Source organism: Martinezella sp. CNPSo 3957, from assembly GCF_057784395.1.
Genome location: NZ_JBXSOU010000001.1, coordinates 698,402 through 712,529, shown reverse-complemented (window position 1 = coordinate 712,529; position 14,128 = coordinate 698,402). Strand labels below are relative to the sequence as shown.

Sequence of the window (14,128 nt, the reverse complement as noted above, 5' to 3'; positions counted from 1 at the left end):
CGCCGGGGAGCTTTGACGCTCCCCGGTTCCTCCATCGCAATATCGGGAGCATTCCATGGCTGGCCCTGGAGCTATCGCAACCGCACGTCCCCGAAAACGACGACGGCGTGCCGGCTGGCACGGGTTTCTCTATATCGCGCCGGCCATGGCGCTCGTGATCGTCTTCTTCGTGCTACCCGTGGTCTTTACCTTCTGGATGAGCTTCCACAACTGGCCGTTGCTCGGCAATCCCCGCTGGATCGGCTTCGGTAATTATATCCGCATGGTCTCGGACGTGCGCTTCATGGCGGCGTTGCGCTTCACCGCCTATTACACCGTCATCGTCACCATCGCGATCTTCGCAGTCGCCTTCCCGCTCGCCTTCTTCGTCGAGAAGCATCGGCCGTTCGTCGGCTTCTACCGCACGATCATCTTCCTTCCCGTCGTCGTCGGACTTGCAACGGCATCGCTGCTCTGGGTCTGGCTCGCCAATGTCGACGCCGGCTTCTTCGCACCGGTCGCTCTGGCGCTCGGTCTCGTCGACAAGAGGCCGAACCTCCTTGCCGATTTCGACATGGCATTCGCGACCATCATCGTCATGGTGGTGTGGAAGATCGCCGGCTTCACCATGATCATCCTGCTGACAGGCCTGCAGGCAATCCCCTCCGAACTGACCGAGGCCGCCCGGATCGATGGTGCGAAGCGCTGGCAGCGCTTCCGGCATCTGACCCTGCCGCTGATGCGCCGCACGATCGCACTCGCGCTGATCATCTCCATCACCGGCTCGGTGCTTGCCTTCGATCAGTTCTACATCATGACATCAGGCGGCCCGCAGAACCGCATGATTTCGGTGGTCTATTACATCTTCAACCAGTCCTTTGTGTCCTTCAACCTCGGCTATGGCGCGGCGCTCTCGATCGCGCTCCTCGTCATCCTGGTACTGATCAGCATCGTCCAGCTCTGGCTGCTGCGTGTCGGGGAGGACAAGCCATGACCCAAACCATAACTACGGCAAAAGAGCGCCGCGCAAGGCGCAAGCTCTGGGGCGGCATCGGCTATCACGGCATCGGCGTCATCATTGTCATCTTCTTCTTCGCGCCGTTCGCCATCGCGCTGCTATCGTCGTTCCGGCACGGAACCGAGGCGAGCCTTCCGCCGCTGCCGCCATGGCCGACGACTGGCTTCAGCTTCGACGCCTATCGCTCGCTCGACGGCTTTGGCGCCGGGGTCATCCAGCATACGCTGAACTCACTCTTCGTCTCGGTCGCGACCGTGCTTCTGACCGTCATCGTCAGCTTGCTCGCCGGCTACGGCTTCTCGCGCTACCATTTCCCCTTCAAGGGCGCGCTCTTCATTCTCATCATCGCGACGCTGATGATCCCGTTCCAGTCGATCCTGACGCCGCTCTTCATCATCCTGGCAAGGCTCGGCCTCAACAATTCGCTGATCGGGCTGACGCTCGTCTATGTGACGCTGCAGCTTCCCTTTTCGGTCTTCATGATGCGCAACGCCTTCGACGCCGTGCCGAAGGAAATCGAGGAAGCGGCACGCATCGACGGCGCACGCGATTTGAAACTTCTCTTTCGCGTCCTCTTCCCATTGGTGCTGCCTGGCGTTGCGACCGTCGCGATCTTCGCCTTCCTTAATGCCTGGAACGAGTTCCTGGCCGCATTGGTGCTCCTGTCGAGCAACGAGAAATTCACCCTGCCGGTGCTGATGATCGCCGTCAGGACGGGTCGCCTCGGCGCCGTCAACTGGGGCGCAGTCCAGGCCGGCATCGCCGTCATGACTATCCCCTGCGTCATCGTCTTCCTGCTTCTGCAACGCTACTACATGCGCGGGCTGATGGCCGGCGCGGTGAAATAACCCTTGCAACAACGGATCAAAGCCATGTCTGACAAAGAAAACCGCCAGTTCCGCCCCCTGCCCGTTCCGAATGTCGAGCTCGCAGGCCTCTTCGGCGCTCGCCAGGATGCCATCTGCAACTCCACTGCAGCGACCCTTCTCGACCGCTGCGTCGAAGCGGGCATGATCCAGGCGATCGACGTCAGCCAGCCAAGCCCCGGCATCGTCATCCCCTTGCAGACCTGGTCGGGCTCGACGCAGATGTTCTGGGACAGCGATCTCGGCAAGTCGATCGAAACCATCGCCTATTCCCTCTATCGCCGCCCCAATGCCGAACTGGAGGCGCGCGCGGACGCCATCATCGACATGTATGAAAAGCTGCAGCAGGAAGACGGCTACCTGAACGCCTGGTTCCAGCGCGTCCAGCCCGGCCGTCGCTGGACCAACCTGCGCGACCATCACGAACTTTATTGCGCCGGTCATCTGATCGAGGCGGCCGTCGCCTACTATCAGGCAACGGGCAAGCGCAAACTGCTCGACATCATGAGCCGTTTTGCCGATTACATGATCACCGTATTCGGCCATGGCGAAGGCCAGCTGCGCGGCTATTGCGGCCATGAAGAGGTGGAACTCGCGCTCGTCAAGCTCGGTCGCGTCACCGGCGAGAAGAAATATCTCGATCTCGCGAAATACTTCATCGACGAGCGCGGCCAGGAACCGCATTTCTTCACTGAGGAAGCCATTCGCGACGGCCGCGACCCGAAGAATTTCGTACAGAAGACCTATGAATACAGTCAATCGCATCTGCCGGTGCGCAAACAGACCAAGGTCGTCGGCCATGCCGTGCGCGCCATGTACCTCTATTCCGGCATGGCCGATATCGCCACGGAATATAACGACGATACGCTGACCTCGGCCCTCGAGACGCTCTGGGACGACCTGACGACGAAGCAGATGTATGTGACCGGCGGTATCGGACCGGCTGCCTCCAACGAGGGCTTTACCGACTATTACGACCTGCCGAACGAGAGCGCCTATGCCGAGACTTGCGCCTCCGTCGGTCTGGTCTTCTGGGCCAACCGCATGCTCGGCCGCGGTCCGAACCGTCGCTATGCCGATATCATGGAAGTAGCGCTCTATAACAGTGCAATGGCGGGCCTGTCGCAAGACGGCAAGACCTTCTTCTATGAAAATCCTCTGGAAAGCGCCGGCAAGCATCACCGCTGGACCTGGCACCATTGCCCCTGCTGCCCGCCCAACATCGCGCGCCTGCTCGCCTCGGTCGGCTCCTATATGTATGCCGCAGCCGACAACGAGATCGCCGTTCATCTCTACGGCGAGAGCAAAGCCCGCGTGCCACTCGCCGGTGGCGCGACCGTGCAGCTTTCCCAGGAGACACGCTATCCCTGGGACGGTGCAATCCGCTTCGAGGTCAATCCCGATCGCGCAGCGAAATTTGTGCTGTCACTGCGCATTCCCGAATGGGCCGGGGGCGCGACGCTCGCAGTCAATGGCGCACCGGTCGATCTGGCAACGATCACCGTCGACGGCTATGCCCGCATCGAGCGGGAATGGAAGGCAGGCGATAGCGTCGACGTTACCCTTCCGCTGATCCCCCGCACGCTGTTTGCCAACCCAAAGGTCCGCCAGGATGCCGGGCGTGCGGCCCTGATGCGCGGCCCGCTCGTCTATTGCGTCGAAACTACCGACAATGGTCACGACCTCAACAGCATTTCGCTTTCCAGCGATCCGGCCTCCGCCAAGGCGACGGAAATTGCCGCATTGGAGGGAGCAGTGGCGCTCGATGTTTCAGTCACGCGAGATGAGGCGGACTGGGGCTCCGACCTTTACCGGACCACACCGCCGAAAAGCACTGCCTCCACCGCGCGTTTCGTGCCCTACCATCTCTGGGACAATCGCGATCCGGGCGAGATGCTCGTCTGGATCCGCGCCGATCAGATGCAGCGCGGAGCCTGACATGACGAAGAACGGCATGCGCCTGACCGGCGTCCGCAAGAGTTTTGGCGGACTGGAGGTCATTCACGGCATCGATCTTGACATACCGGAAGGCGCCTTTGTCGTCTTCGTCGGCCCCTCCGGCTGCGGCAAGTCCACGCTGCTGCGCATGATTGCCGGGCTGGAGGAAGTCACCGACGGCGAGATCGCCATCAAGGGCCGAGACGTCACCGATCTCGATCCGTCCGAGCGCGGCATCGCCATGGTCTTCCAGTCCTATGCGCTCTATCCGCATATGAGCGTTCGCGACAATCTTGGTTTCGGGCTGAAAATGGCGCGGATCGAGGCGTCAGAAATCGAAAGACGCGTGCGCTCCGCCGCCTCGATCCTCAAGATCGATCATCTCCTGGACCGCCGGCCGGGGCAGCTTTCCGGCGGCCAGCGCCAGCGTGTCGCCATCGGCCGTGCTATCGTTCGCGAACCGGATGTCTTCCTCTTCGACGAGCCCCTTTCCAACCTCGACGCGGAGCTGCGCGTCTCGATGCGGATCGAAATTGCCCGGCTGCATCGCGAACTCGGCAATACGATGATCTATGTCACCCATGATCAGACCGAGGCCATGACGCTCGCCGACAGGATCGTCGTGCTGAGGGACGGCCGGATCGAGCAGGTCGGCAGCCCGCGCGAGGTCTATGAAGATCCGGCCAACAGTTTCGTCGCCGGCTTCATCGGCTCGCCGAGGATGAACATGATCGAAGCGACATGGTCCGGCGACGGGACGGCAAAGGTCGGAAACGGCAGTATCAAGGTCGACCTTTCACAGACCAAGCCATCAGCGGGCGAAAAGATCCTGCTTGGCATGCGCCCCGAACATTTCGTCGTCGTTTCAAATGCGGAGGATGCCGTGCGGGTAACAGTCGACGTCACCGAATATCTGGGCGGCACCCGCTATCTCTATTGCCAGACAGAGGATGGTCAATCCGTTATTGCCGAGTATCGTGATGGGCCGGAGATCGAGCGCGGCGACACGCTCCATCTGCATTGCCCACCCGAACGGCGACGCTATTTCGACAAACAAGGAGAGCGGTTGCGGTAGACGCTTTACCCAGCCAACGCGGTAGCAAACGGTGGCTGGATGATCGCGTGAAAATCAAGCCGCCTTGCTGACCCGTACCGGAACGGACTTATACGAAGGAGTGCCACTTTCCTTGTCCTGGTAGTCGATCGGGATCAGACAATTTGCCTCGGGATAGTAGGCTGCGACGGAGCCCTCGGAAATATCGTAGGAAATAGCCGTCAGCTTCAAGAGTCGCTTACCACCGGATGGAAGTGCGGTCTCGATCTCGACGAGATCGCCGTGTTCCAGCCCCTTTGCCTTCAAATCCTTATCGTTCATGAACAGCACGTCACGGCGGCCGAAGACGCCGCGATAACGGTCGTCGAGACCGTAGATCGTCGTGTTGTACTGATCATGGCTGCGGATCGTAGCGAGCTTGAGAATAGTCCCGTCCGAAAGCGCGATGTCCTCGTTGAGGCCGGAAAACAGCTTGAACTCCGCCTTGCCGGAAGGCGTCTTCCAGACGCGCTCCGTCGGTCCGATCGGCAGGCGGAAGCCGCCCGGCACGCGGATGCGCTCATTGTAATCGGCAAAATCCGGATAGACGATTTCGATCTTGTCGCGGATCAGATCGTAGTCCGTGACGAGCTCCATCCAGGCGACCTTGCTGTTCGGCAGGGTGGCCTGCGCCATAGCGGCAACGATGGCCGGCTCCGAACGCAGCTGGTCGGAGGCCGGCTTCAGCCGCCCGCGCGACGCATGCACCATCGACATCGAATCCTCGATCGTCACCGATTGCGCACCGGTTGCCTGAACGTCCTGCTCGGTACGGCCGAGCACGGGGAACAGGAAGGATTCCTTGCCGATCAGCAGATTGGAGCGATTGAGCTTGGTGTTCATATGGACGGCGAGATCGAGCTTACGCATCGCCTGCGCGCAGAGTTCCGGATCGGGAAGCGCAATCGAGAAATTGCCGCCGAGGCAAAGCAGCACCTTGGAGCGCCCCTCCGCCATCGCCTGCATGGCGGCAACGGCATCGTGACCATGATGAGCCGGCGAGGTGAAACCGAAGGCCCGTTCGATGCCTTCGATCAGCGCAGGAGTGGGCTTCTCGGTAATCCCGACGGTACGATTGCCTTGCACGTTGGAATGGCCGCGCAGCGGGCAGATGCCGGCACCTGGCTTGCCGAAATTGCCGCGCAATAGCAAGAGATTGGCGATCTGCTGGACATTAGCCGTTCCCTTGGCATGCTGGGTGATGCCCATGCCATAGGCGACGATCGTTGCCTTCGACTTGGCATAGATCTCTGCTACCTGCTCCAGATCAGCGCGGGCAAGACCAGAGACACGCTCGATATCGGCCCACTCCGTCTGATTGATATCGGCAACAAGCGCGTCGAAGCCGGTGGTGTGTTCGGCAATGAAGGCGTGATCGAGAACATCTGACGAGATCTCGGCCAGTGCGAGAACCGCCTTCATGATGCCCTTGAGCGCGGCGGCATCGCCGCCGATCTTCACCTGATAATAGGACGAGGCGATCGGGGTCGAGCTGAAGGTTCCCATCTCGATCGGATCCTGCGGATCGGCAAAACGCTCCAGCGCCCGCTCCTTCAGCGGGTTGAAGACGATGATCGGCACGCCTCGGCGCGAGCACTCATGCAGCGTACCCATCATGCGCGGATGATTCGTGCCGGGATTGTGCCCCATGGAGATGATCAGATCGCATTCGTCGAAGTCATCGAGCGAGACGGTGCCCTTGCCGATGCCGATCGATTGCGGCAGGCCGACGCTGGTCGCCTCGTGGCACATGTTCGAGCAATCGGGGAAATTGTTGGTGCCGTATTCGCGGGCAAAGATCTGGAATAGGAAGGCAGCTTCATTGGAAGCACGGCCCGAGGTGTAGAACTCGACCATATCCGGATCGGGCTGGCTGCGCATGACCTCGCCGATGCGGGCAAAGGCGTCTTCCCAGGCAATCGGCCGGTAGGTGTCGGATGCCCGGTCGTAGACCATCGGATGCGTCAACCGTCCGGAATTTTCCAGCTCGTAGTCGCTCCAGGTCAGAAGTTCGCTGACCGTGTGCTCGGCGAAGAATTCCGGCGTTACGCGCTTGTTCGTCGCCTCCCAGGTAACGGCCTTGGCGCCGTTTTCGCAGAATTGGAAGGTGGAGGTATGCTCCTTGTCTGGCCATGCGCAGCCGGGACAATCAAAACCCGTGGGCTTGTTGGTGCGCAGGAGAAGACCAGGCGCCTCAGTGACATCCATCTGGTCGCGGACAGCCTTTGCCGTAGCTTTCAACGCGCCCCAACCGCCGGCCGGGCTGTTATAGGGACGAATACCGGGGACTTCACGCTTTTGCGCCATCATACGCTCCTTTAGCAACCCAAACGGCTTCCTCCCAAAGGTCGGGCTTGCAAGAAATAAGCTTGCGACATCAGGGAGTAAAGCACAATCAAGCGCCAGAGAATCAAACAATCACCAAGCATGCCGGAGCTATGCGCTTGCATTAGTTCTTGAAGACCAGGCAGGAGCCGCCCTGCTGCCGGACTTGCGTGCAAACGGCGTCCGCTTCCTCCCGCGTTTGCCGCGGAATGCGCGCCGCATAGCGGACACGGCGGCCAAAGTCGGCATTGCGCTGCCGCACGATCAACGGCTTCTCCGTATTCAGCGGAGTCGGCAGTTTTCTTATGTTTGTGGTAAACAGACGCCGGGCGGCATCCACCTGAAAATGTTCGGCGAGTTGCGCGCCCCAGGGCGCCCAGGGCCGCTCCTGCTCCAAGGGAATGGGCTTCAGGCGACGGCTCTGCGCAAGCGCGACACAGGAATCAACGAACGGCTTGCTCTTATCCAGCACGGGCGCTGCGATATCGGGCGGATCGTCGCGCCATTCCTCAACGCTGTGCGCGGTGATCGCGCTCACATAATTGCGCGTCTCATAGGGAAGCCCGCCGGAATTCAGGAAATTGGCAAGACCGGCTTCACCCGCATTATAGGCAGCGGCAGCCAATCCCAAATTGCCGAAGCGGTCCCGCAATTCATCAAGATAAGTCGCCGCCTTGCCAAGTGCTTCCAGCGCATCGTAGCTGTCGCGCACGCCACGCAGCTTCGCAGTTCCCGGCATGAACTGCGCGATGCCGCGAGCGCCCTTGGGGCTGACGGCATCGGAGCGAAACAGGCTTTCGCGCCAGACCAGCCGTGCGAGATAGTCCGGCGGCAGATGGTTGGCATGTGCGAAATATTCGATGGCGGTGCAAAGATCGCGATTGTAGCTGTCCTTGCGCAGGCAAAGCGTCTGGCCCGTCTGCGTCGTCAGCGGTCCGGAAACGCAGACAAGTGGTGCGACACTCCATTCCGGTTGAGCTCGCGCGGGTCTGGCAGCAGAGCCGTCAATGGCAAATGCGATCGCAAAAGCAACGATGATGCCGACGAAGCCTGCCCGGTAATGCCTGCCTGCCATATAAGCGATATCCGTCCGAGACCAACCGATCGCAAATTCGCGGCTCCTTCATATCATCGATGGACGGAAGCGAAAACCTCTCACGCGACAGCTGGTTCGCGGGCGGCTACTGCGCGAGGCGGCCACCGCGCATCGGCGCCGGCACGCCCGTCGTGCCGGGAAAGCTGATCGGCAGGCCCCGCAGCACGCGCACCGCGAGAAACGCAAAGCACTCCGCCTCCACCGCATCGCCGCGCCAGCCGAGATCTTCGGCAAAGATCGGTTCGACGCCAGCCCGGCTCTTCAGCATCGACATGATCGTCGGATTGTGCCGGCCGCCGCCGCTGACGACGACCTTGGTGGGCCGGCGAGGAAGGAGATCCAGCGCCTTGCCGACGGCGCTTGCCGTGAAGGCCGAAAGTGTTGCGGCACCATCCTCGGGGCTGAGGCCATCCGCCATCGAGGCGCCGAAATCGAAACGATCCAGCGATTTCGGATAGGGTGCCGTGAGATAGGGATGCTGCAGCAGCCGCTCGAGCCGCGCCTCATCGACCTTGCCGGCAGCCCCAAGCGCACCGTCGCGGTCCATCTCGCCAAGCCCGCAGGACTTGATGAAGTCGTTGAGCGGCGCATTGGCCGGGCCGGTATCGAAAGCAACGAAATTGCCTTCTCCGTCCCACCAGGTGACATTGGCAACGCCGCCGAGATTGAGAATAGCCGCCTCGCCCGCAGCACCCGCACCGCGCAACAGCGCGGTATGGTAGGCGGCAGCAAGCGGTGCGCCCTGCCCGCCGGCGCGCATGTCGGCCGAGCGGAAATCATAGGCGACCTTCGTGCCGAGAATGGAGCGCATCAGCTCGCCATCGCCAAGCTGGCGTGTCTGGCCGAGACGATCCTTCTGTGGCGCGCGATGCAGGACGGTCTGGCCGTGGAAGCCGACGACGCCGATATCGGCCATCGTCATGCCGTTCCCTTCAACCAGTTCCCTCACCGCCTCCGACTGGGCTCGCGTCAAAGCCTCTTCGGCCGCCTTGAAGATCGCCGGTTCCGGCCCTTCGAAATTCCATACGCGCGCCTGCCGCAGCGTCTCTTCCAGCAACTCCCGAATCCAGCTGGGATAGGGAGCCAGAACATAGGGGCCGAACTCCTCGATCCGCTCGCCGTCCGTCTTCAGCATGGCAACATCGATATTGCCGTCGAGGACGGTCCCGGTCATCAGACCGACTGCCCAGATTGGTTCCATGGTCAGGCTCCTATGCTGCGTTGACGAGATCGCTGACGGACTGACGAAGCGCCAGAATGCCACTGTCGAAGTGGCGCGTCGGATGAATGCGGTTGGTGAGGAGGGTCCAGGCACGGCCCTGGTCGAAATCGATCCAGAGGGCCACGCCTGTAAACCCCGTATGGCCGATCGTGCCGGGCGAGCAGAGAGTGCCGCCATGCCAACCGTCATGAGGCCGCTCCCAGCCATGCGTGCGAGTGGCGGAAAGCGGTGTTCGCATCAGGGCGATCGAGCGGGCCGGTGCGCCGCTACCGTCAAGCAATCCCTTAGCAAAATCGAGAATCGCGTCCGCTGTTCCGAACAGGCCAGCATGACCGGCACCCTGCAATGCCGAACAATTGTCGTCATGAACCTCGCCCGATAGAACGCGGTGGCGCCAGGTGCAGTCTTCCGTTGCAGCGGCCAATTCCGGCGGCGCAGAAAAGGCAAATCCCGGCCCCGGATCCATGGCGCGGATTGTCTTTCTGTTCAGCCGCTCCAGCGCGAAGCCGAGCAGGATGAAGTTGATATCGGAATAGACGGGCGGGCCGGCGCGCCATTCGCGTTGCAGGATGAAGGTGCGGAGAAGATCGGGGTCACGGCCATAGGTGTAGATCGGCTCGACCGCCGGAAATGGTGTCTGATGACCGAGACATTGGCGGAACGTCACATTCCGTTCCCAGGCCTCGGCGCTGTATTGGCGCAGATCGGGCAGGAGTTCGATCAAGGGAGCATCGAGGTCGATCGTGCCGGCCTCGGCCAGGGCCAGGATGCGCGGCGTGGTGAAAATGACCTTGGTAAGCGACGCAAGATCGAACCAGGTATCGGCCAGCATCGGCCTGATATCAGGCATCTTCTGTGCCGAGCCGACGGCGCGGACCTGCCTGATGCCGTCGAGATCGACCATGCCAAGCACGCCGCCGGGGATGCGCGCCGCCGAAACCGATTGCTCGATCGGCGCGAAAGCTCGATCAAAACGCTCTTGAAACTGCATGCTCCCCCTGCTCGCCATCTCGCCTCTCCTCGGCCTCGCTCAAGCTTCCGCCAGCGCGATGTGATCCGGCGCAAAGCGGCGCCACTCGGGAACGGCGGGCTCGAAGCCCAAAGGACGCACCAGGGACGGAACCTGGCGAGTATCGAGCGTGAAGTTTTCCTTGCGCCGCGCAACCGTCGGAACCGCCGCGATCAACCGCCTGGTATAGGAATGCTTGGGCTCCGACAAGACCGAGGCGGCATCGCCGATCTCGACGATCTGCCCGGCATAGATCACCGCGATGCGATGGGCGATACGCTCCACGACCGCCATGTCATGCGAGATGAAGAGATAGGCAAGACCGTATTCGCGCTGCAGTTCGATCAGCAATTCCAGGACCTGCGCCTGAACGGAGACGTCGAGCGCGGACACCGCTTCGTCCAGCACCAGCACGGACGGATTGAGCATCAGGGCGCGCGCGATGCAAAGCCGCTGACGCTGGCCGCCGGAAAATTCGTGCGGATAGCGATCCAGCGCATTTTCCGGCAAACCCACGCGATTCAAAAGCATGACCATCCGGTCTCGTGTCTCAGCTGAGACGCGGCCGCCCGCGGCGATCACCGGCTCGGCAAGGATGTTATCGATGCGCAGTCTCGGATTGAGCGAAGCGTATGGATTCTGAAAGACCATCTGCACCGCGCTCGTACGATCAGCGGCCTTGCCGTCATTGGTCGTAAACGTGCCGCGGATCGCCTTCACCAATCCGAGGATCGCGCGGGCGGTGGTGGATTTGCCTGAGCCGCTTTCGCCTACAATCGCCAGCGTCTCGCCGGGCATCAGGTCGAACCCGACGCCTTCGACGGCATGAACGGCACCGGTCGATCGACGCAGGAAACTCCCCTTGACCGGAAAGCGGACCGTCAAGCCATCAACCTTTAATGCCGGCTTGGACGACGCCTCATCCCTTTGAAAATCGGTGCGTGCAGCCTGTCCCGAGGCAAAATGCGGAACGGAATGCAATAGATGCTGGGTATAGGGATGGGTTGGATGATCGAGTATCCGATTAAGCTCGCCCTGCTCGACTGCTTGGCCAGCCTGCATCACCATCACCTTGTCGGCAATGCCGGCGACAAGCCCGATATCGTGCGTGATGAAGATCATCGACATGCCGGTCTCGCGCTTCAGCTCTGCAAGCAGAGCCATGATCTGCGCTTGCACAGTGACATCGAGCGCCGTCGTCGGCTCATCGGCAATCAATAGACGAGGATTGCAGGCAAGCGCCGTTGCGATCATCACGCGCTGCAGCATGCCGCCGGAAAGCTGGTTCGGGCAATAGGTCAGCCGCCGCGCCGCATCGGGAATACGCACGCGATCCAGCGCATCCTTGGCCGCCGCTTTCGCCTGCTTGCCGGTCAGGCCACGATGCAGCCGGAAGGATTCTTCAATCTGCGTGCCGATGGTCAAAACGGGATTGAGCGAGGTCATCGGCTCCTGGAAGATCATGCCGATCTCCGCGCCGCGGATCTTTGTCAGCTCCGCTTCGCTGGCCTTGGTAAGATCAAGGATGCTGTTGTCGGCACGCTTGAGCCGGATCGAGCCGCCGGTAATGCGACCGCCGCCGAAATCGACCAGGCGATTGATCGAAAGTGCGGTGACGGATTTGCCCGAGCCACTCTCGCCGACGATGGCCAGCGTTTCGCCGGCGTCGAGGTCGAAGCTGACGCCGCGCACGATGGGGTTCGCATCGGGATTGCGGCCGAAGCCGACACGCAGATCGGAGACAGAAAGCAGCGGTGTCATACCGTCGCCCTCCGCATCTTCGGATCAAGGATATCGCGCAGGGCATCGCCGAGCAGGTTGAAGCCGAGAATGGAGATCATGATGGTTACGCCAGGGAAGATCAGCAGCCAGGGTGCCGTCTCCATGAGATTGCGGCTGTCACTCAGCATCAAGCCTAGTGAGGAGGCCGGCGGCTGCGTTCCCAGGCCGAGGAAGCTGAGACCCGCCTCGGTCAGCAACGACCAGGCAAGCGCCAGCGTCACCTGCACGGTCAGGGGTGCGACGAGATTGAGCAGGAGATGCCGCGTCAGGATGTAGGAGCGGCTGCTGCCGAAGGTGCGGGCGGCATCGACGAAATCGCGTGCCTTCAGCGAAAGGGCCGGGCCTCGCACCACGCGGGTAAAAATCGGCGTATAGACGATAGCGATTGCGGCAACGCTGGTCCAGGTGCCAGGCCCGACAATGGCGATGATCAGGAGTGCCAGCAGGATCGCCGGGAAGGCTAAAAGCACATCCATCAAACGCATGATGACGCCATCCCAGCGCTTGCCGGACCATGCCGCCGTCAAGCCAAGCAACGTACCGAGCAAGGTCGCAAAGGCAACGGAGAAGAAGGCTACGGTGAAGGATTCGCCGATGCCATGCATCAGGCGGCTCGCGACATCGCGGCCAAAAAGATCGGTGCCCATCCAATAGGTGAGGCTCGGAGCGTGCAAGCGGTCGATGCGGTTCTGCGTCAGGGGATCATGCGGCGTGACACCGAGCGTACCGAGAATGGCAAGCAGGATATAAATGAGAACGATGATACCGCCGATCCGGCCGCTCATATGTCCGAAGATGGCTTTGACGATGCCCATCAGCCTTCTCCGAGCCGAACGCGCGGATCGAGCGCGACATAGGCGAGATCGACCAGCAGATTGACGATCATGAAGTTGAAGGCAATGAACAGCACGCTGCCCTGCACCAGCGCATAATCGCGCTGCAGGATGGCATCGAGCACCATGCGACCGAGCCCCGGCAGGGCATAGATCTGTTCGACTAATACGGCGCCGCCGAGCAGGTAGCCGAATTCGACGCCGCTCAGCGTCACCACCGGGATCAACGCGTTCGGCAGGGCATGCCGCCAGATGACGCCACGCGCCGGCACGCCGCGGCTGCGGGCTGTGCGCACATAATCATCGCTCAGGACATCGAGCATGGCGGAACGCACCACGCGCGTCACCGAGGCAGCGAAGGCAAAACCAAGCGTCAGTGCTGGCAGGATCATCTGGCCGAGATTCTCGAGTGGATTCTGCCAAAGAGGTGTAAATGCACCCATGGTCGGCAGCACGCCGAAACCGGCCGACAAGGCATAGATGAGCAGAAGCCCGAGAACGAAGTTCGGCGTTGACTGCCCGATCATGGCGACGATGCGCACGGCAAGATCGGACAGTTTTTCGTTGCGCGTGGCGGCAAACACGCCGGCCGGCAGGCCAATGGCAAGCGCGATCACCATGGAAAGCAAGGCAAGCTCGAGCGTCAACGGAAAGCGCTCCAAGATGATATCGAGCACCGGCTTGCCATAGGTGACTGATATGCCGAGATTGCCCTGGAATACGCCGAGCAGCCAATGCCAGTATTGGATGGGCCAGGACTGGTCGATGCCGAAATAGGCGGCAAGGGCCTGCCGTTGCTCCGGCGTCAGCAGGCCCGCATTGGTTCCGAGCATCGCCGTGATAGCATCGCCCGGCACGAGCCGGATGGCGACGAAGACGAAGACGGATACGCCCAGCATGATCAGCGGGAATGTCATCAGCCGGCGCGTCAAGTATGCCATTGCAATTCCTCTTGAGCAATTTCAGC

The 14,128-nt window shown here is 61.3% G+C and carries 11 protein-coding genes; 4 read left to right on the top strand and 7 right to left on the bottom strand.

Translation table 11 applies throughout. The annotated features are described in order from the left end of the window. The first annotated feature begins 55 nt into the window (after positions 1–55). The 4 genes from AC13QE_RS03310 to AC13QE_RS03295 are packed head-to-tail and all read left to right on the top strand — an operon-like array spanning position 56 to position 4,876. Positions 56–973, top strand: coding sequence for a carbohydrate ABC transporter permease (locus tag AC13QE_RS03310; protein WP_015342699.1), 918 nt, complete (start codon positions 56–58; stop codon positions 971–973). Then, positions 970–1,845, top strand: a complete 876-nt coding sequence (locus AC13QE_RS03305) for a carbohydrate ABC transporter permease (protein ID WP_165915238.1) — start codon at positions 970–972, stop codon at positions 1,843–1,845. The genes AC13QE_RS03310 and AC13QE_RS03305 overlap by 4 nt, the downstream gene beginning before the upstream one ends. A gap of 24 nt (positions 1,846–1,869) precedes the next feature. Further along, on the top strand, positions 1,870–3,801 hold the full coding sequence (locus AC13QE_RS03300) for a glycoside hydrolase family 127 protein (RefSeq protein WP_488482564.1): 1,932 nt from the start codon (positions 1,870–1,872) through the stop codon (positions 3,799–3,801). A gap of 1 nt (position 3,802) precedes the next feature. Continuing rightward, the gene (locus tag AC13QE_RS03295) at positions 3,803–4,876 is read left to right on the top strand and encodes an ABC transporter ATP-binding protein (RefSeq protein WP_488482563.1); all 1,074 of its coding nucleotides are present in this window, start codon (positions 3,803–3,805) and stop codon (positions 4,874–4,876) included. Positions 4,877–4,930: 54 nt separating this feature from the next. Here the strand turns inward: AC13QE_RS03295 and AC13QE_RS03290 are convergent, their stop codons facing one another. The 7 genes from AC13QE_RS03290 to AC13QE_RS03260 form a co-directional block, all read right to left on the bottom strand. Continuing rightward, entirely contained in the window at positions 4,931–7,201 is a 2,271-nt protein-coding gene (locus tag AC13QE_RS03290) for an FdhF/YdeP family oxidoreductase (RefSeq protein ID WP_488482562.1), read from the bottom strand. 142 nt (positions 7,202–7,343) lie between these two features. Further along, complete coding sequence (locus tag AC13QE_RS03285) at positions 7,344–8,294, bottom strand: transglycosylase SLT domain-containing protein (RefSeq protein WP_488482561.1); 951 nt, start codon at positions 8,292–8,294, stop codon at positions 7,344–7,346. Between the two features lie 106 nt (positions 8,295–8,400). Then, positions 8,401–9,516: an anhydro-N-acetylmuramic acid kinase gene (locus AC13QE_RS03280; RefSeq protein WP_488482560.1), complete on the bottom strand. Its 1,116-nt coding sequence runs from the start codon at positions 9,514–9,516 to the stop codon at positions 8,401–8,403. Between the two features lie 10 nt (positions 9,517–9,526). After that, entirely contained in the window at positions 9,527–10,546 is a 1,020-nt protein-coding gene (locus AC13QE_RS03275) for a serine hydrolase domain-containing protein (RefSeq protein WP_488482559.1), read from the bottom strand. Positions 10,547–10,567: 21 nt separating this feature from the next. Next, the gene (locus AC13QE_RS03270; protein ID WP_488482558.1) at positions 10,568–12,307 is read right to left on the bottom strand and encodes an ABC transporter ATP-binding protein; all 1,740 of its coding nucleotides are present in this window, start codon (positions 12,305–12,307) and stop codon (positions 10,568–10,570) included. Next, positions 12,304–13,143, bottom strand: coding sequence for an ABC transporter permease (locus AC13QE_RS03265; RefSeq protein ID WP_488482557.1), 840 nt, complete (start codon positions 13,141–13,143; stop codon positions 12,304–12,306). The genes AC13QE_RS03270 and AC13QE_RS03265 overlap by 4 nt, the downstream gene beginning before the upstream one ends. Beyond that, entirely contained in the window at positions 13,143–14,102 is a 960-nt protein-coding gene (locus AC13QE_RS03260) for an ABC transporter permease (RefSeq protein ID WP_488482556.1), read from the bottom strand. Before AC13QE_RS03260 ends, AC13QE_RS03265 begins: the two co-directional genes overlap by 1 nt. Between the last annotated feature and the right edge of the window lie 26 nt (positions 14,103–14,128).